This is a genomic window from Sulfuricurvum sp. PD_MW2 (genome assembly GCF_002633015.1).
Classification (GTDB): domain Bacteria; phylum Campylobacterota; class Campylobacteria; order Campylobacterales; family Sulfurimonadaceae; genus Sulfuricurvum.
This window is the reverse complement of record NZ_NSIU01000003.1, coordinates 1-24,422: the sequence shown is the minus strand read 5'-3', so window position 1 is coordinate 24,422 and position 24,422 is coordinate 1. Positions and strand designations below refer to the sequence as shown.

At 41.9% G+C, this 24,422-nt stretch carries 25 protein-coding genes and 1 tRNA gene; 15 read left to right on the top strand and 11 right to left on the bottom strand.

Translation table 11 applies throughout. The features are described 5' to 3' along the window. The first annotated feature begins 10 nt into the window (after window positions 1-10). The 6 genes from CJD30_RS02690 (at window position 11) to CJD30_RS02665 (ending at window position 5,398) form a co-directional block, all read left to right on the top strand. Window positions 11-1,408: an MlaD family protein gene (locus tag CJD30_RS02690; RefSeq protein WP_294916063.1), complete on the top strand. Its 1,398-nt coding sequence runs from the start codon at window positions 11-13 to the stop codon at window positions 1,406-1,408. A 14-nt stretch (window positions 1,409-1,422) separates the two neighbouring features. Next, on the top strand, window positions 1,423-3,600 hold the full coding sequence (locus CJD30_RS02685) for a polyribonucleotide nucleotidyltransferase (protein WP_294916061.1): 2,178 nt from the start codon (window positions 1,423-1,425) through the stop codon (window positions 3,598-3,600). Between the two features lie 93 nt (window positions 3,601-3,693). Then, on the top strand, window positions 3,694-4,071 hold the full coding sequence (locus tag CJD30_RS02680; protein ID WP_294916059.1) for a F0F1 ATP synthase subunit C: 378 nt from the start codon (window positions 3,694-3,696) through the stop codon (window positions 4,069-4,071). Between the two features lie 49 nt (window positions 4,072-4,120). Beyond that, window positions 4,121-4,205 (top strand) — tRNA-Leu (locus tag CJD30_RS02675). Between the two features lie 108 nt (window positions 4,206-4,313). After that, window positions 4,314-4,658 carry a hypothetical protein gene (locus tag CJD30_RS02670; RefSeq protein WP_294916058.1) on the top strand — a complete coding sequence of 115 codons (345 nt, stop codon included), beginning with the start codon at window positions 4,314-4,316 and terminating at the stop codon, window positions 4,656-4,658. Further along, window positions 4,658-5,398, top strand: coding sequence for an exonuclease domain-containing protein (locus tag CJD30_RS02665; RefSeq protein WP_294916056.1), 741 nt, complete (start codon window positions 4,658-4,660; stop codon window positions 5,396-5,398). The genes CJD30_RS02670 and CJD30_RS02665 overlap by 1 nt, the downstream gene beginning before the upstream one ends. On the opposite strand, the gene CJD30_RS02660 is transcribed toward CJD30_RS02665, so the two are convergent. After that, a complete protein-coding gene (locus CJD30_RS02660) occupies window positions 5,395-5,655 on the bottom strand; it encodes a hypothetical protein (RefSeq protein WP_294916054.1) in 261 nt (86 codons plus the stop codon). The two genes, CJD30_RS02665 and CJD30_RS02660, sit on opposite strands and share 4 nt — an antisense overlap. Window positions 5,656-5,733: 78 nt before the next feature. Between CJD30_RS02660 and CJD30_RS02655 the strand changes: the two genes are divergently transcribed. From CJD30_RS02655 to CJD30_RS02640, 4 genes are read left to right on the top strand one after another with little or no spacing between them, the layout of a single operon-like run. Further along, window positions 5,734-6,981, top strand: a complete 1,248-nt coding sequence (locus CJD30_RS02655; protein WP_294916053.1) for a hypothetical protein — start codon at window positions 5,734-5,736, stop codon at window positions 6,979-6,981. Next, complete coding sequence (locus CJD30_RS02650) at window positions 6,981-7,973, top strand: MoxR family ATPase (protein ID WP_294916052.1); 993 nt, start codon at window positions 6,981-6,983, stop codon at window positions 7,971-7,973. The genes CJD30_RS02655 and CJD30_RS02650 overlap by 1 nt, the downstream gene beginning before the upstream one ends. Then, window positions 7,970-9,046 carry a VWA-like domain-containing protein gene (locus CJD30_RS02645; protein WP_294916050.1) on the top strand — a complete coding sequence of 359 codons (1,077 nt, stop codon included), beginning with the start codon at window positions 7,970-7,972 and terminating at the stop codon, window positions 9,044-9,046. Before CJD30_RS02650 ends, CJD30_RS02645 begins: the two co-directional genes overlap by 4 nt. Next, window positions 9,039-10,277, top strand: coding sequence for a DEAD/DEAH box helicase (locus CJD30_RS02640; protein WP_294916048.1), 1,239 nt, complete (start codon window positions 9,039-9,041; stop codon window positions 10,275-10,277). The genes CJD30_RS02645 and CJD30_RS02640 overlap by 8 nt, the downstream gene beginning before the upstream one ends. On the opposite strand, the gene fetB is transcribed toward CJD30_RS02640, so the two are convergent. The 4 genes from fetB to CJD30_RS02620 form a co-directional block, all read right to left on the bottom strand. Then, complete coding sequence (gene fetB, locus CJD30_RS02635) at window positions 10,261-11,004, bottom strand: iron export ABC transporter permease subunit FetB (protein ID WP_294916046.1); 744 nt, start codon at window positions 11,002-11,004, stop codon at window positions 10,261-10,263. The genes CJD30_RS02640 and fetB overlap by 17 nt on opposite strands. A 59-nt stretch (window positions 11,005-11,063) precedes the next feature. Beyond that, window positions 11,064-11,660, bottom strand: a complete 597-nt coding sequence (locus CJD30_RS02630; RefSeq protein WP_294916044.1) for a peroxiredoxin — start codon at window positions 11,658-11,660, stop codon at window positions 11,064-11,066. 150 nt (window positions 11,661-11,810) lie between these two features. After that, a complete protein-coding gene (gene metE, locus CJD30_RS02625) occupies window positions 11,811-14,033 on the bottom strand; it encodes a 5-methyltetrahydropteroyltriglutamate--homocysteine S-methyltransferase (protein WP_294916042.1) in 2,223 nt (740 codons plus the stop codon). Window positions 14,034-14,089: 56 nt separating this feature from the next. Next, a complete protein-coding gene (locus CJD30_RS02620) occupies window positions 14,090-14,422 on the bottom strand; it encodes a hypothetical protein (RefSeq protein WP_294916040.1) in 333 nt (110 codons plus the stop codon). Between the two features lie 55 nt (window positions 14,423-14,477). On the opposite strand from CJD30_RS02620, the gene CJD30_RS02615 reads away from it, so the two are divergent. Together CJD30_RS02615 and CJD30_RS02610 are read left to right on the top strand one after the other, a co-directional pair. Beyond that, on the top strand, window positions 14,478-16,241 hold the full coding sequence (locus tag CJD30_RS02615) for an ABC transporter ATP-binding protein (protein ID WP_294916038.1): 1,764 nt from the start codon (window positions 14,478-14,480) through the stop codon (window positions 16,239-16,241). A 10-nt stretch (window positions 16,242-16,251) separates the two neighbouring features. Further along, a complete protein-coding gene (locus CJD30_RS02610) occupies window positions 16,252-17,319 on the top strand; it encodes an AI-2E family transporter (protein ID WP_294916028.1) in 1,068 nt (355 codons plus the stop codon). 28 nt (window positions 17,320-17,347) lie between these two features. Here the strand turns inward: CJD30_RS02610 and CJD30_RS02605 are convergent, their stop codons facing one another. Together CJD30_RS02605 and CJD30_RS02600 are read right to left on the bottom strand one after the other, a co-directional pair. Beyond that, the gene (locus CJD30_RS02605) at window positions 17,348-17,650 is read right to left on the bottom strand and encodes a hypothetical protein (protein WP_294916026.1); all 303 of its coding nucleotides are present in this window, start codon (window positions 17,648-17,650) and stop codon (window positions 17,348-17,350) included. 2 nt (window positions 17,651-17,652) lie between these two features. Next, on the bottom strand, window positions 17,653-18,054 hold the full coding sequence (locus tag CJD30_RS02600; protein WP_294916024.1) for a hypothetical protein: 402 nt from the start codon (window positions 18,052-18,054) through the stop codon (window positions 17,653-17,655). Between the two features lie 133 nt (window positions 18,055-18,187). Between CJD30_RS02600 and CJD30_RS02595 the strand changes: the two genes are divergently transcribed. Continuing rightward, a complete protein-coding gene (locus CJD30_RS02595) occupies window positions 18,188-18,832 on the top strand; it encodes a ParA family protein (RefSeq protein ID WP_294916021.1) in 645 nt (214 codons plus the stop codon). Window positions 18,833-18,861: 29 nt separating this feature from the next. Beyond that, window positions 18,862-19,083, top strand: a complete 222-nt coding sequence (locus tag CJD30_RS02590) for a hypothetical protein (protein ID WP_294916019.1) — start codon at window positions 18,862-18,864, stop codon at window positions 19,081-19,083. Window positions 19,084-19,085: 2 nt separating this feature from the next. Here CJD30_RS02590 and CJD30_RS02585 read toward each other — a convergent pair whose 3' ends face one another. The 4 genes from CJD30_RS02585 to CJD30_RS02570 all read right to left on the bottom strand — a co-directional run bounded on the left by CJD30_RS02585 (window position 19,086) and on the right by CJD30_RS02570 (window position 23,534). Then, window positions 19,086-19,346, bottom strand: coding sequence for a hypothetical protein (locus CJD30_RS02585; protein ID WP_294916017.1), 261 nt, complete (start codon window positions 19,344-19,346; stop codon window positions 19,086-19,088). Window positions 19,347-19,395: 49 nt separating this feature from the next. Continuing rightward, window positions 19,396-19,911 (bottom strand): YfiR/HmsC family protein, encoded by a 516-nt coding sequence (locus CJD30_RS02580; RefSeq protein WP_294916015.1) that lies wholly within the window; start codon window positions 19,909-19,911, stop codon window positions 19,396-19,398. 8 nt (window positions 19,912-19,919) lie between these two features. Beyond that, a complete protein-coding gene (locus CJD30_RS02575; RefSeq protein WP_294916013.1) occupies window positions 19,920-21,350 on the bottom strand; it encodes a HAMP domain-containing sensor histidine kinase in 1,431 nt (476 codons plus the stop codon). 114 nt (window positions 21,351-21,464) lie between these two features. Beyond that, entirely contained in the window at window positions 21,465-23,534 is a 2,070-nt protein-coding gene (locus tag CJD30_RS02570) for a TonB-dependent receptor (RefSeq protein ID WP_294916011.1), read from the bottom strand. A 194-nt stretch (window positions 23,535-23,728) separates the two neighbouring features. Between CJD30_RS02570 and CJD30_RS02565 the strand changes: the two genes are divergently transcribed. After that, entirely contained in the window at window positions 23,729-24,133 is a 405-nt protein-coding gene (locus tag CJD30_RS02565) for a hypothetical protein (protein ID WP_294916009.1), read from the top strand. Window positions 24,134-24,422: the final 289 nt, after the last annotated feature.

The window sequence follows — 24,422 nt, the reverse complement described above, 5'->3', positions numbered from 1 at the left end:
GGGGAAACGGATGAAGCTGGAAGCGAAAATCGGTCTTTTTGTTGTCATGGCATTGGGTGCTTTGCTGTTTCTTTCTACTCAGGTAACTTCGCTCGGAAAATGGGGCAAAGAGGGGTATTTGATAGAAGCGTATATTGAAGACGCTTCCGGGATAGAAAAACATACCCATGTACTTATGAACGGTGTAACGATCGGAGATGTGAATGATCTGAGCATCGAGGGGAAAAGAGTCAAACTGAGCCTTATGATTGACAAAGGGGTCAAAATTCCGAATGATTCATCGGTTATTGTGGCTCAAGAATCCCTCTTAGGCTCGAAAGTGATTAATATCGTGGTCGGGGATTCAAGTGCCTATATGCAAAATGGCGAAGTCCTTTCTCAGTCAAAGCGGTATGCATCTTTTGATCAAACCAGTGATTCGGTCAATGCAGCAGCCAAAGAGCTGGAATTGCTTTTGCGTGATTTTAGATCGACATTGGATGAAGAACATCGAAAAGCGATCCAAGATGCGATTATCGCGTTCCGAAATGTCGGCGTAAATCTCGATGGTGTGATTGTTGAAAACAGAGCTGATCTTCATGCAGCAATCGCCAATTTTCGGGCGATGTCGGCAGGGTTTAGTCAAACTGCCGATACCGTTAATAAAGATTTGCCGGAGATTATGGCACGGATCAATTCATTGACCACACGGATGGATAATATTAGCGGATCTTTGGAGCATAAACTTCCTGAAGCGGTGGATAAATTCACAAAAATTGAAGATAACGTCAGTGTTATTTTAACGGAAAATAGATCATCACTCAAAGACACGATTGCCAATGCCGGATCATTTTTCAAAAGCGGTGAAGAAGCATTCGGAAAACTCGATTCAATGTTGGGCAGTTTGACCACAAGCGAATTGCAAGTGGCGATGCATACCGATTATATGATGCGCGATCAATACGGAAAAGTCTATCTTGGAGTCAATTATCTCCCGAATCCGGAAACCTATTATATGTTTGATCTCATCAGTACGGATGATTATTCCAAACCGACGCTTCCTGTCAAACATCAAAAAGGGAAAACCTATTACTCGTTGCAGTATGGAAAACGATTTGATGATACATTGCTCCGCTTTGGGGCAATTGAATCGACCGGTGGTATCGGGATTGATTATTTTATGAATCATGATAAATTGAAATTTAGTGCAGATGCCTTTGATTTCAATGCGGTTAATGACGTTCGAGGAACGCATGCACATCTCAAAGCACAAGTGCGCTATCAGATGTTAAAGCATCTCGAACTGTATGGCGGATGGGATAATTTCCTTAACCCTGAATCCCAAAATATTTTCTTAGGTCTTGGATTGCGATTTATTGACAGCGATTTGAAATATGTTATTGGTGGTGCTTCTTCGATGAAGCGATAAAAAATGGAGAATGAATGAAATACAATGTTGAATTAGCCTTACAAAACAAAACGGAAGCGTACGCGTTTAATCAAGTGGCAGCTCAGGCAAACGGAGCTGCATGGCTCAAATGCGGAAATACTGTTATATTGGCGACAGTCGTTGTTGATGAGACCGATTTTGTCGATGAAGATTTTTTGCCTTTAACGGTTCAATACGTTGAGAAAAGTTATGCAGCAGGCAAATTTCCGGGAGGATTTATCAAACGTGAAACGAAACCGAGCGATTTTGAAACACTGACTTCACGTATTGTAGATCGTTCGCTCCGCCCTTTGTTTCCAAAAGGATTCGCCAATCCGATCCAAATCACGGTTATGGTTCTCAGTGCCGATAAAGAAGCCGACTTACAAGTACTAGCGCTCAACGCGGCATCGGCAGCCTTGTATGTCTCAGATGTGGATATTTTTAATTCCGTCAGTGCAGTCCGTATCGGTCAAATCGATGGAGAGATCGTTTTCAATCCAACCCTCACTCAATTGCAAAACAGCACACTGGATTTGTATTTGGCAGGAAGCAAAGACGATATGTTGATGATCGAAATGCAGACTCTTGGAACGGATGAAGTCGAGATGGTTGATTCTATGACACTCGATCCGATGATTGATTCAGCAACGAGCATGGCATCATTACCGGTTCGTATCTCCAATGCTATGGGTGAAGATGAGCTTATCACTGTTCTTGCGTCTGCGCAAGAAGCGTTGTATGAAGCCAACAGTGCTTATGAAAATGCTTTTAAAACGTATGCTAAATCACCATTTGAACTCCAAACACTTGTAAGCGAAATTAATGCAGAGATGGTTGCGTATGTTCGTGAAAATCACAGCGATGATTTAAAGCGGGGTATTAACCAAATGGCAAAAACAGAGCGTTCCACCGCTCTTCGTACCATTCGTAAAAACATTATGAAAGAAAAACCGCAATGGGATGAACATGAGCTCAAAAAAGCGATTGAGTCGGTGAAACGCTCTATGGTGCGTGCCCAAATTTTAGATGAAAAAGTACGTGCGGATGGACGGGGTCTCAAAGAGGTGCGTCCGATTTCGATTGAGACAAACGTATTGCCAAATGCCCATGCGTCTGCATTGTTTACCCGCGGACAAACGCAAGCGTTGGTTGTATTGACGTTGGGAGGGGCTAAAGATGCCCAAATGTTCGAAAATCTTACCGACAGCGGAACGCAAAACGAAGCGTTTATGGTTCATTATAACTTTCCGGGATTCAGTGTAGGAGAACCTTCTCCGATAGGCGCACCGCGCCGTCGTGAATTGGGACACGGCAATTTAGCAAAGCGGGCTTTAGAAGGCGCTTGCGTTCGCAACGGACAAACTATCCGCCTTGTTTCAGAAGTACTTGAATCAAACGGCTCCTCGTCGATGGCTACCGTGTGTGGCGGATATATGGCATTGCGTGCCGGTGATGTCGAAATGGCAGATCCGATAGCGGGTGTGGCCATGGGGATGGTTTCCGAGGGAGATCGTCATGCAATTTTGACCGACATTATGGGGCTTGAAGATCATGATGGCGATTTGGATTTCAAAGTTGCGGGTTCCAAAGAGGGGATCACTGCAATGCAGATGGATATTAAACTCGGCGGGATCCATTTGGATGTTCTCAAAGAAGCGTTGTATCAAGCAGCAGAGGCACGTGCACATATCATCGATATTATGATCGGCGCGGAAGACCACATCGAACTGAACGAGGGAACTTTACCGAGTACCGATTTGTTCCATATCGATCCGAGCTTTATCGGTGATATTATCGGTCAAGCTGGGAAAACAATTCGGGACATTATAGAGCGCTTTGACGTTACAATCGATATTGACAAGAAAAAAGGTTCTGTTAAACTGACCGGTAAAAATCGTGACGGCTTACGCGGTGCTCGTGATCATATCGAAGGGATTGTCAGCGGGGCTACTCCGGTCGAAAAAGTGGAATACAAAGTGGGCGACGTCGTCAAAGGTAAAGTGAAAAAGATTGTCGATTTCGGAGCATTCATCGAATTGCCGGGTGGAGTTGACGGATTGATACATATTTCCAAACTCTCGGATGGTCATATCAGTCGTGTAAGCGATGTAATTAGTGAAGAGGACGAACTGATGGTAGAGATCGTCGAATTCAAAGGGAACAAGATCGGATTAGGTAGAGCTAAGTAATTTTTTAGCTCATGATCACTATAATTCCATCCACAAAGTGATAAGTAGGGAAACGTATCCGAACGGACTTTGATTTACATACGGAGATTACTCATGAAAAAAGTATTTTTTCTTTTGCTTGCTCTCGTTGCATCTGTATTCGGTGCTGACGAAGCGGTAGCAGTTGTTGAAGCGGCTGCTGAAGCTGCACCTGTTGCGGCTGCTGCATCTGCAGACGTTGCTAACCAAACATTGAAAGCGTATTCTATGATCGCTGCTGGTGTTGGTCTTGGTCTTGCAGCTCTTGGTGGAGCTATCGGTATGGGTAGCACTGCTGCTGCAACTATCGCTGGTACAGCTCGTAACCCAGGTCTTGGCGGTAAATTGATGACAACTATGTTCATCGCTCTTGCGATGATCGAAGCTCAAGTTATCTATACACTTGTTATCGCTTTGATCGCTCTTTACGCTAACCCATATTTGGCTGCGTAAGGTTCAACCCTTTCCTCTCTCAGCTTCGGCTGAGAACTTTCTTTTTTTTGCGATCGTGGTGGAATTGGTAGACACGCTATCTTGAGGGGGTAGTGCCAACAGGTGTGCGAGTTCGAGTCTCGCCGATCGCACCATTTCCTTTTATTCTTCTTGCTAACCCCCCAAAAAACTTTTGATTTTACTCTTGCATTTTTGTCACACTTTTGAAGTATAATGCGAATATATAAACAAAAGGATTACCTATGGCCTATATAACACAACTAAAACATTTGATCCAAAACGAACTGATTCCCGATGTCGAAGAGCACATCGATGATATTTTTGAATCGATAGCGTCTCAAAAAGATGCCTCACCTGAAGAGCGTGCACAGCTTGAAGATATGCAAGCGTTGCGTGATGAATACAAAGATCTTTTAAAAGAACTGAACAGCGGAGAGATTGATGAGGAAGAGGCTGAACAGCTATATACCGAACTCACATCGATGCGCGAAGGCGACGATGAAGATGACTATTATGATGAGGAAGAAGACGAGGACGAGGACGATTACGATGAGTTCGATCTCGACGATGAAGACGATCAGTATTAATGGCTAAATATATACTCCTTGATACGGAGACAACGGGTGCGGGAGAAGAGGATCGTGTCATCCAACTCGGATACATGGTACTCGATGGCAAACAAGTCGATGTTTATAACGACATGTGCAGTGCTCCTGTTCCGATCAGCTATGGGGCGATGGAGGTACACGGTATTACTCCTGAAATGATTGAGGGATTAGCGCCGTGTATCGAAACAACTGCGTTTCAAACACTGTGCGAGCTCAACGCCCCTGATAATGTTCTCATCATCCATAATGCACCGTTTGATTTAGGGATGCTCTCTAAAGAGAACTTTACCTCTCAAATGCGTCTTATTGATACCCTTCGCTGTGCACGCCATTTGTTTGATGATGAAGAGTCGCACCGACTGCAGTATTTTCGCTACCGATTGGGATTGTACAAAATCGAGCAAGCAGAAGCTGATGCATTGGGAATAGAGGTCAAAGCACACGATGCAATCGGCGATGTTTTGGTACTAAAGCTCTTTCTCACCGAGCTGCGTAAGCGGTTGCAGGAGCGATATGAAGGAGTAAATCCGATTGATAAAATGGTCGAATTAACCCAAACCCCTGTGTTTTATATACGGCCGCTCAAATTTGGCAAATACAAAGGGAAAACGCTTCAAGAGATTGCCGAAACCGATAAAGGGTATTTGAGCTGGATGTTGGGCAATATGGAGAGTCTGGATGAAGATATGCGCTACAGCATCTCTAAAGTGTTAGGCTAAAACGTTGTTTTTGTCGATGTCGCGATTTCGCTGAGACGATAGGCGGCGTCGACATGGCCGTTACGCATCGCTTTTTTCCACCACTCCATTGCTTGATCGATATCTTTTTCTACCCCTTCTCCGTAAAAATAGATCATCCCCATGTGAAATTGTGCTTCCGAATTACGCTTATATGCGGCCAAGGGGTAAAGAATCTGATACGCTTTTGTATAGTCTCCGGCATCGTAGGCGGCAATGCCCTCATAAAGTTCGTCCATCGTTAAAATCCTTTTAAACTATTGATGACATTATAGCGTTGCTGAATTTTTTTAGGCTGATGGATTATAATGCGCCTTATGAACTATAATGACTTAAGCGGTAAATCGGTTTTATTGTTGGGGAAAACGCGTGCATTGCAAAGTGATGAGTTTGATGCACTCTTGAGAGTCCATAATGTGACTCGAGTTTCCGTGTATGATTCCACCGTAGCATTGATTATCGAAGGGCGGATGATGAATCCATATGAGCAGTCTGAAGCAGAACATCTCTATGAAACACAAGATGCCCCCATTGTGGAGCTTTCCGAAATCGAGCGATGGTTGTGTCAAAGTATTGAGCCAAATCGTTTGCTAATGAGCTTGAAACTCTCCCGAAACCAAGAGCGCCTTGTCGATTTTTTACAAAATCCCTACATTACGAATGAACTCTATTTTAAACTGCTCGCATTGTACGATTGGCAGAATGAGGGGTTATTTGATACGGATACCAATCGAGACGTAACAGCATCGATCATCGGACGTTTTTACAAAGAGTTAGAGCGTAATCACAACGTCCAATATGCGATGAGTGGCTTAGCCCATTTGATCGAGCGGTACGGAACAACCGAATTGATCGATGCGATTGCCTGTTTGGAACCGATTGCAAAAGTTTTGAGGGATCGATCGAATAGATCGCTTTCGGGAGTATTGGATGCGATAGCACTCCATCCTCAAACGTCTGAGGTTATTTTGCGAAAGTTGATTGAAGAGAGAGCGACGCTGTTAGCACACCGTGAGCCATTATCGTTGGAAGAGGAGTTGTTGGCATTAAAAAGTGAAGAGATTAACACTATTCTTGCACAAAATAAAACTCTCTCTCAACAAGGGACCGATTCTCTGGAACGAGATTTTCCTCAGTTGATTGCGGCAAATGCGATTATGAGTGAGGAGCGTTTTGAGAGATTGATAGAAGCTTACGGAGAGTATTTAGCGAGCAATCAAAGCTGCAGTATTTCTATGCAGCAGCGTCTTTTTGCATTGGGTGAAGAGGCTATAATCGAATCACTTGCCGCTAATCCAAAGACGCACGAGGAAATTCTCGAGGTAATTTTTGAGAGCGGAAAGCATCGAGTCGCGTTGGGATCAAATTCCTCTTTGTCCCCGGAAAAACTTGAAATACTCTATGCAAGCCAAGAATATAAGGTGTTAGAAGCATTGGCGGCCAATACCGCTACTCCGATCTATCTGCTCTATCAACTCTCTCTGGATCGACGCTTTGAACGCTCTGTAAAAACCAATCCCGCTTTTGGAAAACACATACAAACCCACAACATAGGATGGCATTGATGCAGCCAAAAGATACGATAGAGACGATGAGATCGTTGATTGATTCCAAAATTCCCACCTTTTTATGGGGTGCACCGGGGATAGGAAAATCGTCGATTATTAAACAGTTGGCTCGTGAAAAAGAGATCGAATGTATCGATTTGCGCCTTTCGTTGATGGATCCGACCGATCTCAAAGGGATACCATTTTATGAGAGAGATTCTCACAGCGCATTGTGGGCACCGCCCTCATTTTTACCGCGCGAAGGTGAGGGGATCTTGTTCCTTGATGAACTCAATTCTGCCGCTCCAGCTGTTCAGGCATCGGCATATCAGCTGATTTTGGATCGTCGTGTCGGAGAATATGAATTGCCTGAGGGATGGGCGATTGTTGCGGCAGGGAACCGTGAGGGAGATCGTGGAGTTGTTTATCGGCTCCCCTCACCGCTTGCCAATCGATTTGTCCATATCGAAATGGAGGTGAGTGCGGATGATTGGCGTACTTGGGCAATAGGATGGGGCATCGATCCCCGCGTTATAGCCTATATCGCTTTTAACAACAGTGCACTGTTTGGGTTCGATCCGCTCAAAAATGAGAGAAGTTTCCCTACCCCGCGAAGTTGGGAAGCGGTACATACGATATTGAAGAGCCCTTTGCCAAAAAAACTTTGGCTTGAAGCAATCAGTGGTGCGGTAGGACGCGATGCGGCAGTTGATTTCCTGGGGTTTGTGCAGGTGATGGACAAACTCCCGGATATTGAGGCGATTTTACGTGGTGAGAATAATGAAGTGAGTGAAGATCTCTCAACACTCTATGCCCTATCGTCGGCATTGGTGTCACGATTGCTTCTTGCTCCGAGCGATGAAGCGGTGAGTAATGTGTTACGGTATAGTCTACATTTGAAAAATGAGTTTGCCGTGATGATTGTACAAGATCTGCAGCGACAAGGTGTTGTAATGGAGCATCTCGATGCTTTTGGCGAATGGGTTGAGGCGTACGCGTATCTGTTATGATCGATTTTTCTCCTCTCAAAGCCAAACTTTTACTTGATTACCCATTTTTTGGGACGATTGCTTCGGGGATGGAGAGTGTGATCAATGATAACATCGAGAGTTTTGCTGTACGGGAAAACACAATAGAGTATCGTGAGGGGTATATCGAATCACTGAGTCTGGAGGAGCGGATGTTTGTTTTGTGCAACGGTACATTGCATGAAGCACTCTCCCATACTCTTCGACGGGGAAATCGAAGCCCATGGTTATGGGATATGGCATGTGATTACGCGATCAATGCCCTTTTGATTGATAGTGGATTTACCCCTCCGCCGAAAATTACCTATGATAAGCGGTTTGGAAATCTCAGTGCTGAAGAGATTTATAACGAGTTATCCCAAGAGTTTTTGGATCAAGAACAAAATGATCGGGATGCGGATGATCGCAGAGAAGGTGATGGGTTGGATGAAAAGCTTTCCCGTGCGCAGAGGGAACGGCGTGTACATGAAGCGATGGAACAAAATGATCCTTCTTCTGAGTCGTTTTGTCGACACTTTGGACTACAAGCAAAAAATCAGATTGATTGGAGAAGCGAGCTTCGTGATGTGATCGGAGGGTACTATATCAGCGATTATACTCTCATACCTCCCTCAAAAAAGCTTCTCTATGAAGGGATCTATTTGCCGGGAGTCCACTCACGCCGTCTTGAACTCGCTATTGCGATTGACAGTTCCGGATCGGTAGATGAATCACTGCTCACTCTTTTTATAGCGGAGGTGGAATCCATCATTGAGACCTTTGGTTCCTACAGCATTGATCTGGTCGTGTGTGATGATCGGATACGAAGTACCTACCATTTTGAAAACGGAGAGACTATGCTATATTCCCTTAGCGGTGGAGGGGGAACCGATTTTAGTCCCGTATTTGAATGGATCGAATCGCTTCCGAGTCTTCCAAAATCTCTTTTGTATTTTACCGATTTGGAGGGAAAATTCCCCCATAGCGAACCATCATACGAAGTGATTTGGGTGACACCAAATACGGTAGCTTCACCGTTTGGAAGAGTGATAGCGCTCAAGGATCAACATGATTGAAACGGCATTGAGTATTTTAGAAAACTCCAACCTCTTTATCACAGGAGGTGCGGGATCGGGAAAAACGACGCTTACCCGTGCCATTATCGATAGGTATCAAAAAGAAGGGAAAAGTGTTGCCCGTCTCGCCTCTACGGGGATGGCGGCAACACTGATCGGGGGGCAGACACTGCACAGTTTTTTCGATCTTGGGATTGCCAATTCTCAAGAAGAACTGGAGCGCAACGGCAAACTCGAACCTGCCAAAAAGATCATCAAATTGATCCGATCGATGCAGCTAATCGTGATCGATGAAATTTCGATGGTGGGTGCGCAACTCCTCGATATGATCCGGCTTCGGCTGTTGCAAGCGGAGTTTGGCGGACGACTCATCGTGGTGGGAGATTTTTTGCAGCTTCCCCCGGTGACGCGAGGGAATGAACCTATCTATTTTGCTTTTGAATCACCCTCATGGGAGAGGCTTGGATTTGAGACGCTCCATTTGGAAGGGTCGTATCGTACCCATGAAGCGGAGTTTTTGAGCCTGTTGGAGAAAGTGCGTCATGCCCGTCTCGATGAAGCGGCACACGAGGCACTCGAAGCGTTGGTTAAACCGCTGAACGAGGATATGTCGACGATGACACTGTTGTTTGGGAAAAATATCAGCGCCCAGAACCATAATCGCGCACAGTTAGAACATCTGCACGGCGAGATGATGGAGGTAGAGACCTACGTTACGATCCACGATAAAAAGATGCAGGATCGGGATGTTGAGCGGTTTATGATTGAGAGCCGCATTGAGGGTGTTTTGACTTTGAAAGTGGGAGCTCCGATTCTCTTTACCCGAAATGCTTGGAATTACTACAATGGTGAGCGGGGAGTGATCACTTCTATCGAAGAAGATGTGATTTGGGTTAAAAAAGAGGGCGGTGCAAGTGTGAAAGTGGAGCGGGTCGATACAATCAAAACACGATGGATTGAAAAAGGCTCATCCACTATAGAAGAAAAGCTCATCACTCTCAGCCAGTTTCCTCTTACCCTCGCATTTGCGATTACGATCCATAAATCTCAGGGGATGAGTTTGGCCGATTATGTCATCGAAACGAATGAGATTTTTGCACCGTCACAGTTTTACGTTGCACTTTCACGCTCCGTATCAGCACACCGTGTGACACTGATTAAGCCTCACAGAGGGTGGGAAAAGCTTTGTTTCGTGCACCCAAAGGCAAAATATTTTAGCGAGAGGTTGTAAACGCCGCTCCGATGATAACACGGTACGAAAACATTGTGCTAAATACTGCTGCTAGGAGTGCTACGGCGACCATCATATACATCACGGCAAGTTGATAGGAGATTGCGCTCAGCGGATCGGCTCCGGCGAGGAGCATTCCCGTCGTAATTCCGGGGATATGGATGATTCCGACTGTTTGGAGCATATTGAGTGTCGGAATCATAGATGCTTTGACAGAAGCTTTGGACGCAAAACTCAAAGCTTCTTTGAGAGGTGCACCCAGTGCCACCATCCCCTCGATCGTCTCTATTGTATTTTTCACTTCGGCGCGGAACCGTTCGGTGCTTTGGGTATAGACGTTGAGTGCATTGCCGATGATCATCCCCCCGATAGGGATCATCTCATGGGGTACCATGTGAATCACTCCGAATGCCATCATCGAGAGAAAAACAATTCCCGAAGAAGCACCGATGGTGAAAAAAGCAATTTTGAAACTGTGCTCACCCAACGGAGAGCGCTTTTTGGCAGTATGGGCTCCGAAGGTGATCATTCCCAGCAGTACAAAAAAGAGGAGTGATGGGTGCTCCATTTTGAAAAGATAGACGAGGGCATACCCCAACACTCCTAGCTGAACCATTGCCAGTATGGAGTTGGTCAAGATCATTTTTTCAAGCCCAAATTGTTCACGCCGTGAATACCACAGGGCAAAAATAATAAGTAGGTACGAGGCTAAAAAAGAGTATTGCATAGAGAAAGGATAGAGTATTTTTGATTAAGAAGAGGCTTCTCCCCGAAAGGAGAAAAGAATTATAATTTTTCTGCGTGTGAAGCAAGGTATTCAGCTACACCTTCAGTGCTTGCTTTCATACCTGCATCCCCTTTTGCCCAACCTGCAGGACACACTTCACCGTGCTCGTTGGTGAACAACATCGCATCGATCATACGAAGCATCTCATCGATGTTACGTCCGAGTGGAAGGTCATTGATGACTGCGTGACGAACTGTTCCGTCTTTGTCGATCAAGAATGATCCGCGAAGGGCAACCGATTCACCGAACAATACGTCGTAATCGCGTGAAATTTGTTTGTTAAGGTCTGCTACCAACGGATAACGAACTTGACCGATACCGCCTTGGTTTACCGGAGTATTTTTCCATGCAAAGTGGCTGAATTGTGAGTCAACGGATACACCGATAACATTGATTCCGCGCTCTGTGAACGCATCAAGACGGTGATCGAATGCGATCAACTCAGATGGACAAACAAACGTAAAGTCCAATGGATAGAAGAAAAGTACGGCACCTTTTTCACCAAGGTTTTCATAGAGGTTGAAGTTATCAACGATTTGGTTGTTCCCAAGAACAGTTGTTGCCGTAAAATCAGGGGCTTTTTTTGTAACGAGCATGGTATTTCCTTGTATGGTTTTGAATGTTAAAGTAGAGAAATTGTAACACACAAACTTTAATACAACTAAATTGCATTGAAGTAACTTTTCTTTCTAAAGGAAAATTTTTATTATTTAGAAATGAGCCACTTCCCCAAAAGGGGAAAGGGATTAAATTTTTTGGCGTATTTTTTTTGTAGCAATCACCATGTTGCTCAGAGCCTCTTTGGTTTCACTCCATCCTCGTGTTTTTAAGCCGCAATCGGGGTTGATCCAGAGTTGATGAGCCGGAAGTACTTCGAGCAATGCATAAATTTGGCGTTCCATCTCTTCAATATCGGGGATGCGTGGTGAATGAATATCATAAACACCCGGTCCTACTTCTTGTGTATAGCCTACTTCTGCAAATATCTTTAGCAGACGGTTTCCGCTGCGTGATGTTTCGATGGATATGACATCGGCATCCATTGCTTCGATCGTTTTTATGATATCGGTAAATTCGCTGTAGCACATATGGGTATGGATTTGTGTATCTCGCTCAGCTACAGCTGTTGAGAGCAGAAAACTTTCCAATGCCCATTGCTCGTAATCGGCACGCTTATTTTGGCGTAAAGGATACCCCTCTTTGAATGCCGCTTCATCCACTTGGATCATTTTGATCCCTTCTTGCTGAAGATCATTAACCTCGTCTCGGATAGCAAGTGCAATTTGTTTGGCGGTGTCCGAACGAGGCTGATCATCACGGACAAAACTCCAGTTAAGAATAGTAACCGGTCCCGTTAGCATCCCTTTTACAGGTCTATTGCTTAAACTTTGCGCATACGCGCTCCATTTGAGGGTCATCGCTTTTGGACGGCTTACATCGGCGTACAAAAGGGGAGGCTTTACACATCGGCTTCCATAACTTTGCACCCATCCATTAGCAGTGAAAGCAAATCCTTTTAATTGTTCACCGAAATATTCGACCATATCGTTGCGTTCGAATTCGCCGTGAACAAGAACGTCGATGTCGATGGAGAGCTGGAACTCGATACACTCTTGGATAGCTTTTTTCATGAAGTCGTTGTAGGTTTCCTCTGAAAGCATCCCTTTTTTAAACTTTTGACGAATTTTTCGGATATCTTCAGTTTGTGGAAATGATCCGATGGTTGTGGTGGGTAAAATTGGCAGATCAAATAGATCGTGTGCCGATTGTTGCCGAAGAGCAAAAGGATAGGGGCGTTTGTAATCCATCGGTGTGATTGCATCGATACGCTGTCGGACGGCTGTATCGATACGATTTGTATCGATGGTTTCGATGTTCAGGGGTTTGTCTTTAAAAAAGGCGTGTGATAGCACGTTGAGTTCGATGAGTTTCTCTTCGGCAAAGGACAAAAGCAATTTTACCTCTTCGGAGAGCGTCGTTTCATATTTAAGGGAATAAGGGATATGCAAAAGTGAGCAAGATGTAGTGATGCTCAGACGTTCTTTTGGGATGAAAGTGGCAATTTCGTATAGAGTTTCCAGGGATTGAGAGAGATTGTTTTTCCAAACGTTACGCCCATCAATTATCCCGATAGCGAGACATTTATTGCTTTTCGCGATCGATTCAAGCGATTGCAGATTTGCATCTCCGTGGACAAAATCGAGTGCCAATCCGACAATCGGAGTAGTCACCAAAACTGCTGTGGCTTCTTGAGAATGTTCAAAATAAGTTGCTACCCATATTTTTGTCAAAGAACCCAACCGATCATACGTGATTTTCAAAAGAGACAAATCAGAAGGATTAGGATCGCAAACGAGAGAAGGTTCATGGATAATTATAGAAGCCCCCAGTGTATTCAATGTTTCAAGCAATGTGCTGTATTGGGCTAAAACTTTGTCAAATAACGCCTGACGTATCGTTTCGGTGCATTTTGAAAGGGCTAAAAATGTCATTGGCCCGATCAGATGAATTACCCCTTCGAATCCATGCGCTTTAGCTTCATGATATTCCTGAATAATCTTGGTCGGATTGATCGCCTTGAAGGTAAATTGTGCATGCAATTCGGGAACAAGATAATGGTAATTCGTATTAAACCATTTCGTCATTTCCATTGCGGTATGGATTGAATCTCCTCGTGCCATCGTAAAATAGCGGCGAATAGGATCAAATATATCACTGAAACGTTCCGGTTCGGCACCTAAAATAACCATAAGATCAAGCATATTGTCATATAAACTAAAATCGTTGATGCTAACCGTTTTAATCCCTGAATCACGTTGTAATTCCCAATGCCGTAACCGTAATCCAGAGGCAATATGTTGCAATTCACTCAAGCTTATAAGGCCTTTCCAATAATTTTCCAACGCGATTTTTAACTCTCTTTTTTCTCCGATACGGGGAAATCCGAGCACTACTGTAGGGTTTGTCATTTTTTTTCCTTTTTATTTTTGTTTTAGAAATGGTGAGAATAGAGCTATGACGACAGTTATGGCGGAGAGGTATCGGTGTGAAAATAGCGGAATAAAAAACGGAGTTTTGGTACGAATGAAGCTACATAAAGGGCACAGCGGGTGCGGCGTCGGAAGAAACAGTTACAATGACACTGGCAGCGAGAGACTTTCGGCGTAAACGGTTCAATCGCTTCTAAAAGTTGATCGAGTTCATTGGGAGGACTCTCATCAATGCTTTCATCGCTGGAGAAAGAGCGATAAGTATGGCATGAGTAGGTACGAACTGCATGGTTGTGCAATGTTATTGCATTCACTGTTGCGGTAATCGCTTGAAGCGAAAAATACTTTCCGCCAAACCCTTTTGCCATAGCAGCCTCTTTTTTTTGACGTAATTATACACAAAAATATAGGTATAATTACGTCATGATTACCTTTAAACTTCTTTTACACATGATGCTTCGCTATAAACGTTCTCTCTTTTTTGGGAATATAATCGCCATTATGGCAACATTGATTTCAATCCCTATCCCTTTGCTTATCCCTTTGATGGTTGATGAGGTACTGCTCAAAAAAGGGGGAAAAATCACCGAAACGATAGACGGATGGATTTCATATCACGAACCTCTTGTTTATATCGGGATTGTGTTGGTCGTAACCATCGCACTGAGATTTATTTTTTTCATTCTCAGCGTTGTCTCACAAAAGTTTTTTATTACCCTCTCGCAAGAACTGAGTTTTACAATTCGTGTCCGTGCACTTGAGCACCTCAAACATGTATCGATGTCGTCGTATGAGCGGTTGGGGAGCGGTAAAGTAATCATCCACCTTATTACCGATATCGATACGATTGAGCAGTTTTTAGGAAGTGCGCTGAGTAAACTGATTGTTTCCATCACAACGCTTATCGGTGTTGCCATCGTCTTAATCTGGATAAACCCTCTCTTTGGGATTTTGATCCTTATCTTTCAACCGATTATTATGATTGTAACCCGAAAAATATCGACTCGGGTCGGAGCACTGAAAAAAGAGCAAAATCGAACCATCGGCGAACTCTCCGATACTTTGACACAGATGTGTGATCTGTTCGGACAAATCCGTGCCAGTAACAAAGAGGAACGTTTTATTCAGAGTGCTATTGAGCAGTCTAAACGTTTGCGCCAAAGTGCGAGCGAATACGGCATTAAAGCTCTGATGGGGGAACGCTATTCATACACGCTGTTTTTGAGCGGATTTGAGATCTTTCGTGCTCTTGGATTGGTAATGGTCCTTTATTCGGATCTATCTATCGGGGTAATGTTCGGAATTTTCGGCTATTTATGGTTTATGATGACTCCGGTACAGGATCTGTTATCGCTTCAGTATAGTTTTGCCAACGCGAAAAATGCCCTTTCACGCTTGAATGAGCTTTTATCTCTTCCGACGGAGCCAAGAGAGGTTTCATCGTCCAAAGCGCTTTCACATACGAGAGCCCTATCCATACAGACCAAAAATTTGGTTTTTGGATACGATGAGAAAGAACCGGTTTTGCGAGGGATTAATCTCAATATTGCCTCAGGCAGTACGGTAGCGATTATCGGAGCGAGCGGAAGCGGTAAAAGTACATTATCTCAATTATTGGTCGGCTTTTATTTACCCACTTCCGGTACGATTTTTTATAATGGCGTAAGTGCGGATAAAATCGGTTTTGCAACAATCCGTTCTGAAGTGTTTGTGGTGTTGCAGCAACCGTTGATGTTTAATGATACGCTCCGATTCAATCTCACTATGGGGGATACTATAGACGATGATAAAATTCTGAATGCATTACGAATAGCGCAACTTTCAGAGTTTGTATTTACCCTTCCGCAGGGGTTGGATACGCAGGTTGGAAAATTCGGCATCCGCCTTTCGGGAGGACAGCGTCAGAGGCTCAGTATTGCACGGATGGTATTGGCGAATCCTAAAGTGGTAATTTTTGACGAATCAACTTCGGCATTAGATGTCCATACTGAAAGTGCATTGTTCAATGCATTGGAAGGCTTTTTACAGGATAAAACCGTTATTATCATTGCACATAGGCTCAGTACCGTTACACGTGCAGATTATATCTATGTGCTGGAAAACGGCGTGATTTTAGAAGAGGGAACACGAGAAAACCTTGAAAAAATGGATGGTAAATTTAACCGTTTTGTCAACGATCAGCATTAAAGGAGAGGTGTTGGAAAATAAACTTTTTGTTCGCAGTATGATATTTACCGCTATCGCTTTGGTATTTTGGCTGTTTTTCCCATTTTTGAAAAGCTTTTTTGTCGCTTTTTTATTGGCGATTGTAACGTCTCCTTTGCATCGTGTTCTGGAGATGAAAATACGTACGTTTCCGAAATTTCATTCAATCTCGTCACTTGTATCCGCTACTGTAGTGACAACGGCACTTTCGTTGATTTTATTGTTGCCGATTGCTATTTTCTTATTTAATCTGTTTAGTCATCCATCTGATAGCGTGAGAGTCATTAAACTCTTCGGTACCCATATTGATACGTTATCAGCGCATCTTCCAAGTTACCTTTCATGGTTGAAAGAACCTTTGGAAAATGCCATCGCAGTTGCCAAATCGCATAAAGATGAAATTATTGCAACGCTTGCCGCATGGCTTGGAAGCGGTTTGAAAACATTTATGTCAATGATTGCCGAGATGAGCATGATTGTTGTTTTTTTCTTTTTTCTAACGTGGTACGGTCGAAGTATGCTTTTGTTTGTCCTACCGATTGTTCCACTTGCCCGATCGATTAAACGGCAGTTTTTTAGCGATATGATGTCAACAACCGCTGTAGTCTTTTATACCTTGATGGGAGTGATGATTGCCCAAGGAGTCGCTTTTGGGGTATTTATCGCTTTTTTTGAGGGATACAACCCTTTTGTTCTAGGTTTTATGACAGCTGTAACTTCAATCATTCCGGTATTTGGAACAGCACTTATTTGGGTACCCGTTGCGGGTCATGAATATTTTGCTGGGCACATAGGCAATGCATTGATTATTGCACTGTATTCTTGGGCGATGATGGCATTTTTTATCGACAATATTGTGAAGTTGATTATTTTGAATTATGTGAATCGTGCTTTGAGCGATGAAAAACAGAAAATGAATGAGTTTTTGATCTTTTTTGCCATTGTAGGAGGCTTGGCAACCTTCGGCTTTTGGGGATTTATTTTCGGTCCTGCGATTGTTGCTTTTGCTTTTACGACACTTCGTTTGTTGAGAAAAAATAATCGACTCTTTTATGCGTAAGGGGAGAATTTTCCCCTTGCAAGGGTGATTAGGATGTTTGGAGTGATTTGACCTCTTCTCGTAATTTAGCCAATTCTGCCATAATCTCTTGAAGCTCAGTGTTCGGTTCATCGTTATGGGTATAGCGTTCTATGGTTGATTGAACACTTTGTGTCAAAGAATCGAGTTTCGTTTTGGCTTTGTCGATCAGAACATTATGGTCAATATTTAAATGCTCTTCTAGTTCGTGGATTTTGTCTACGATCTCATCTTGGTGTTTAAAGAGATAATAACCGGCTGCCGCTCCGATAGCAGCACCTAGTATAAAACTCAGTGTATTGTTCTGATTCATTTTTACTCCTTTTTTTTCTTGAGATATTGGGATATCGCTCCGATTGCGAGTGATCCGATGGTCACTTTTGCAATCCCGTTGGATGCTTTAAGGGCAAGTGTTTTTGTCTCATCGTGGAGAAATGAGATCAAATCGTGTAACTCATGCAGCGAGAGTTTCGATTTATCGCTGAGCTCTTTGGTTTCATCTTTGAGATGGACGAGCAACTCATTGATCTGATGGAGTGTCATGGCCCCTTTTGTTGAGAGGAAACTAAGCTCATTTTCTACATGGTTGATAAAATCTTGTATTTTTTGCATGGTTTTAAACGATTGTATCCCGATAAAAAGGATAACAGCGGTAATCATCACCATACATATTGCAATGATGCCGACAAAAATTGTGAGTAATCCTATATCTCCCATTCTTATCCTCCTGATAGATAATTATACATCGCTTCAGCGAAAAAGTATATTTCTTTTAATAAATTGCAGTATATATACTTTAAGTCTATAAAATATATACTTTATATATTGAAATAATATCAAAGGAATATGTATGATTGTTACTCTTTCTCACCAAAAGGGGGGAGTCGGAAAATCCACGGTTGCGTGGAATTTGGCTGTCCATTTCTCCTCAATCATGGATACGCGGGTGATTGATTTGGATACACAGCGCTCTTTGACAGTTACAAATGCACTGCGTCAAGAGAATAATTTGACACCGATACAAATGCTTCATTTCAATTCTGCTGAGGAGTTTGCGGAATATGCAGCGCTTGATACCCCTGATTCTTTGACGATTATAGATTCCGGAGGATTCGATAGTGCACACAATCGTGTTGCAATCATCGCTTCTGATTTACTCATTACTCCTGTCAGCGATAAACCGTTTGATCTTATGGGTTTGCAAAAATACGAAGAGATACTCAAAAGTCTCTCAGACATACAAGGCGAAGTGATAAAAACGCATGTATTGTTCAATGATATCAATCCTGCAATGAAACGGTTTGGGGATTTGGTAGATTTTATTTGTATGTCGGATCATTTCGAATTGATGGTTTCCATACTGCGTCAACGTGTCGATATCGCACACTCCGTCGGTGAGGGAAAAAGTATCAAAGAGTACCGGATTTTTAGCAAAGCCGATCAAGAGATGGATGATCTTTTTGCTGAAGTACGTACTATTTTAAATATAAAATAAATATTTAAAATATATATAAAGGATATAAAATGGCAAAAAAAAGTTTTCTACAAAATATTGAAAAAGTAAAAAGTTCTGCTGCAATGAGCGAACGCGAAGAGAGTCAGAAAAACGATAAAGAGAAAAAGAAAAAGCTGATTACGATTCCCACGTTATGGGAAGAAAAAATTCGCGAATTTCATGGAGGAACAGTGAGTGCGTATATATTGATCGCACTGCAAGAGCGGATGCAGAAAGATGGATTGATCTAAACTTATTCATCGGATGGTTCGAACGAATACCAATTTTTGGATTTTTGTTCAGATATTTCATGTTTTGCAACATGATCGAGAAGGTTTTTAATCACTTGAAGGTTCTGCGGCATTTTATTGTTGAGTGGTTTTGATTGATTTTTCTCAATAGCAGCTTGGTTTAGAGTGATCGATTGTATGGGTATCCATTTTTTGTCATTCTCTTGGGCACAAACATGAGAAACGCACAATACGACACAACACAAACAAGTGAAATAGTTCATGATATTTCCGTACTAAGATTAAAGTGCTGAAAGAATAACGCGAGAACGCTTAATAAGGTTGAGAAAGTTTGAGAAATCCGTACTCAAATGTAAAAGGAGTTTGTTTAAGGATTGAAAGATTGATATAAGGCTTAACACTTCGCCCAATATACAGTGAAATTGCCACCCCTTTTTGGAGCAATTCAGGGTCAAAGCTAAACGTTAGAACTTTATTGCGTTGAGCATGTTCTAAAAGTGTTAGTAAGACTGGATCATTCGGATCTATAAGCAGTATGAATCCGTGTACGTTTTTTTGCTCTAACGCCTCTTTGGGTGAAACGATGGAGAGATTTAAAGAATGATTGCTAAGAGTACCATCGTACTGTGCATCAATGATATCTGAGAGGCGCTGAGCGTCAGATTTGTAGGCGTTGGTCGTAACAATCAACAGATTGACATTGGTTTGAATCCGCTCTTTTGTCCCTTTTTCCATCAAGGTCACTTTGGGGAATATTTTAGCTCCGATTTGAAGTAAATTAGAATCGAACGGACTGGCGTATAACAAAAACGGAATGAAAAGATACATTAGCGTTTTCATTGGTGTCTCAATGGGATACTCAGTGTAAAACAAGCACCAAATTCGGTATTGCTTACGTTGAGATGCCCTTCAAAATGTTGTTCAATGATAACTTTGGACATATAAAGTCCAATTCCCGTCCCTTTATTGTGGAGTTTTGTCGTAAAATAAGGCTCAAAAATCCGCTCCGAAATTTCTACCGGAACACCGCCGCCTGAGTCACTGATATCGATGTAAAAATTGTCCGTATCGCAGCGTAAGGTAACTTCAATAAAGCCTTGCGAAGATCGATCGTGGCTTTTAATCGCTTCTTGCGCATTATTCAAAATATTCAAAATAACTTGTTTGAACTCATTGGCAACCCCAAAGATCTCTTTGTCACACGATTCTTTGATTTGATAGGAGATATTGGCATACCGGAGCTGTTCATCCAGAAGAGCGAAAATATCGTGGATAGGTTGTATCGGTGGAAAATAGAGTGACTCTTTTTCCGTATTGAAAAAATTGCGGAAATCATCGATGGTATTGGACATAAAAGCAAGATTATTATCAATAATTGCTGTATTTTTTTCTATTTCCGGATCATCCAATATCCCTAATGCACGTTTCATACTCATATCGGCAACCGCTAATCCGATGATATTGAGAGGTTGGCGCCATTGATGAGCGATGCTTTCTATCATTTCACCCATGGCGGCTAGACGGGATTGGTGGATCAAGAGCTGCTCTTTTTCTCGTCGTTGTACTATTTCACGCTCCACACGATTTTCGAGTTCATTATTTATTTGTTCCATTTGACAACGGTAGTTATCAATAGTTTCTACCATTTTATTGGCAGATGAGGTAATAGTAACAATTTCCGTATTCGTGTTATCACTTTTGAACGGTTCTGAACTTTGATCAACGCTGTAGTTCCCCATCCAGTTTGATAAAAGACGAAGAACAAAAAATTGATTTCTAAAATACCAGTAGGTGATGAAAAAAATCATCAATGCAAACAACGATAAAACCATCAGTTGTACTAAGAGTTTATATTGGAGTTCATGGACAAAGTTGTTGGAATAACTGATAGATAGGGTAGCTTGTTGTTGATGCGTAATAGAATCAACTATCGGTGTCGAAAAAGAAGTTGTATCGTTGAGCTTGGAATGGGGGTAATGCTGCTCAAATATAACATGATTTTTCGGATCGGTTAAGCTGACATCTACAATGTTTGGATTTTGAAAGAAGGTACGCATCGTATCGCTGAGCATATCTTGCTGATCAAACGTAAGGTAGGTTGAGATAATCGGTTTGAGCGTTTGGCTTATAAGTTCAATCTTTGCTTTTTCGCTTTCGATAAGCACTGATGATACGTTGAAATGGATAAAAATAAAGATGGGAGCAATGACAGCAACATAGAGAAGCCAAAAGACCCATGCAAATTTACCGATTAATGAATGTGTCATCATAATCCAATGCTTAGTAACATAAAATAATAATATATGATAATTTGTTAATTCTTAATTAAATTGTGTTTTTTATCTTAAAGTTAAAGTATATTTGTCTATTCTTTAAAAGAATTAAAATGTATACACTGCGTTAACCCAAAATGTTTGTCCCATATATGGAACATCAGTAGTATCAGGTGGGTTTAATGGAAAGTATAATGTTCTCAATGTTTTTCCAAAAACGTTTTTAACACCGAACACCAAATCAAGATTTTTGGTTATGCCGTTTACTTTTTGGGTAATATTTAAATAATCTTGTACAGGGGTAGACCCATTGGTGCTATAGATACTGATAACATTTCCATTGGCATCCAAGAGGGCATTGTTAACTCGATTTTTACTGCCGGTATAGTGATACCAAAACGTTGTAGGGTAATTGGTATCCGTGTTGATCGTAGCAAATACATTGGCTAAAAACTTTGCAGACAATCCAAATTCACTGGGATCATAGTTCATAGAGATCCCCCGAACAAGTTTAACTTCACCTCGATGAGACTTATAAAAAGCAGCATTTGCACCGAAGTTGACACTCTCTGTGCTTTTCGTAACCTCAATTTCAAGTCCTTCCACTGTAGTTGGACTTGCAAGATTGATCGTTTCATAGGTAAAGTCATGATACGTGATCATATTAGAGGTTCTGGAATGAAATGCGGTTGTTTTAAACGAAGAGGTCTTTGTCTTGAAAATATAAGACAATTCGACCGTATCGGCAGTTTCAGACTCATAAGGGGGATGTGTAGCTTGGTTGTTTGGAGAATATTGTTCCGAGAAACTAGGCGGTCTGAAAGCGCGTGAATATTGAGATTTGAAAATATTGAATTCATCATACAAATAGACAAATGCAATTCTAGGGGAAAGGGCATGGCGGCCATCGTCATAGGTATCGTATCGCGTTCCCAAAGTAGCGGTGCATGAATCATCCAGTTGTATTTCGTCTTGCAGATAGAGGGCTTTGTTGACTCTTTTGGGATTATTGGTTGTTAATAGGCTGATGAATCTTCCAGGATGATAATTTGCGCCGCTCCATGTTTGTATAACATCGTCTTGATCAACCGACAAAAATCCTGCATAGCCCCCACCTAATATACGATTTGAACCTATGGTTGTTTCAAGAGTCGCCTCTGCGTACTTCGTGCTTTCGATATAGTTGATTGTACGCATACCGTTCAAATGATTTGGATTATTGCCTAAAATTGAAGCTGGATAAAACATTACGTTGGCAAAATTCTCATAACGGTTGAGACCTGCTTTTGCTGTGAGTAAAACATTTGAAGGTAAATCAAATTTCCCTTGGACACCGAGCATGGTGTAGGTATTGGATTGAACCGGGTTGGTATTGTCTTGAGGCAGATAGTTGGTCGGATCCCATAGTACACGGGAATAATCATTTCTTGGCTGCAATCGATAAAACCAAAAATCGAAATTTTTGTAGCTCGCATCACCCATAAAAAGATTATTTTCAGTCGCGTTGGGAAGATTTCCGGATTGATGGCGTGATTGGCTTTGAGCTATCAAATCCCATCCATCATGTTTTTCTACCGAAACAATAGCAGAGATTTCCAAATCTTTTTTTTCTAAAGTTCCGTAGGCACCTATACCTCTGCCGTATTTATTGCTTTCTGTCTGAGACAGTGTGGAAAATAGTGTACCAGACTCTTTTTTTGTAATAATATTAACAACACCGTAAATAGCATTCCCGCCATAAATTGCTGAGCCAGGTCCCCTGACTATTTCAATTCGATCTATCGCGTCCGTCGGGATCGGAAAAACGATTTGCCCAACCCCCAGTTTCGGCATACCCCACAACTCTGAACTGATGGGTTTGTCGTTGATCATCCATTTGATTTTGTTCCCTTGTGAACCATAGATTGATCCGGCACCTCGCAAAGAGAGGGTAGATGAATCAAATCCTACGATCATATCGAAGGCATTTTGTTCGGCGAGATTGTTGATACCCAGTGATTTTAATTTTTCACCGCTGATGACGGTCACGGTTCCGGGGACATAATCGGCATTGAGTTTTGTTTTGGTAGCGATAGTGGTTGCTTCTTCAAGCATTTTATCCAGATCATCATTACTTTCGGCATGAACAAGGGTATGTCCGAGTAACAGTGAGATACATAGAAGTGATAAAGGTCTCAATCTTACTCCGCCTTGAAAAAATGAGTGATATGCTTGATCGAATATAATCGACAATGATAGCATAAACGGCGTTTTTAAGAATATATTTTACGTTCTGATAATGCGAGTGAAAAGCAAATGGGAATTTAAGTAATCATCGAACTTAGCACGATATGGAATGATGGTTGCTTTTTATTTGGATAAAAACAATTTTCATGAAAGAAGCAATAATGAGAATAACATCAAGCTACAGCACAAACACAACAAACCCCTATCAAGAAGACAAAGATAAGCTTTTGAACACTATGGACAGCATAAAAAAAGCGATAGATAAAAAAGATTTTGCAGGAGCAAAAGAGCTTTTAAAACAGACAGAATCATTGATGGATACAAAAGGTACACGAAACAATAGATTGAGTAAAGTACAATCCGAGCTCAAAGAAAATATTTCTGATTTATCAAACGCTATTGATAAACATGATCAAAGCGGTGTGAAAGAGTCGATTGCAAAGATACAAAACGATATTAAGTCAAACAAAAATTTAATCTTGAAAACGCATGATACGGCACAAATACAGTTTAATTTACGATCACAATTTTTATTGTCTGTTTATGCTTAGACAGACAAACGAGTGTAGTGTACAAAAAATATACGTTGTTGCACTTGATTGTTGAATGGGCGGGATTTTTAAAAGGTGGTGGCTAATTTCGGATAGCGGCTATCCTCTTTTTCAAAAGCATATTGAGAGAAGAATCGTGTAAAATAGGACTTTATATAAATCATTTTCTTCTCCATTGAGGTTAAATTTATAATATTATTTTTTTAAATGTTATTTGTCAAATTCAAATTCTAGTTTTGCGAGTGCTTTTTGAATATGTTCACAGATTGAATCTTCAATCTTATTTTTT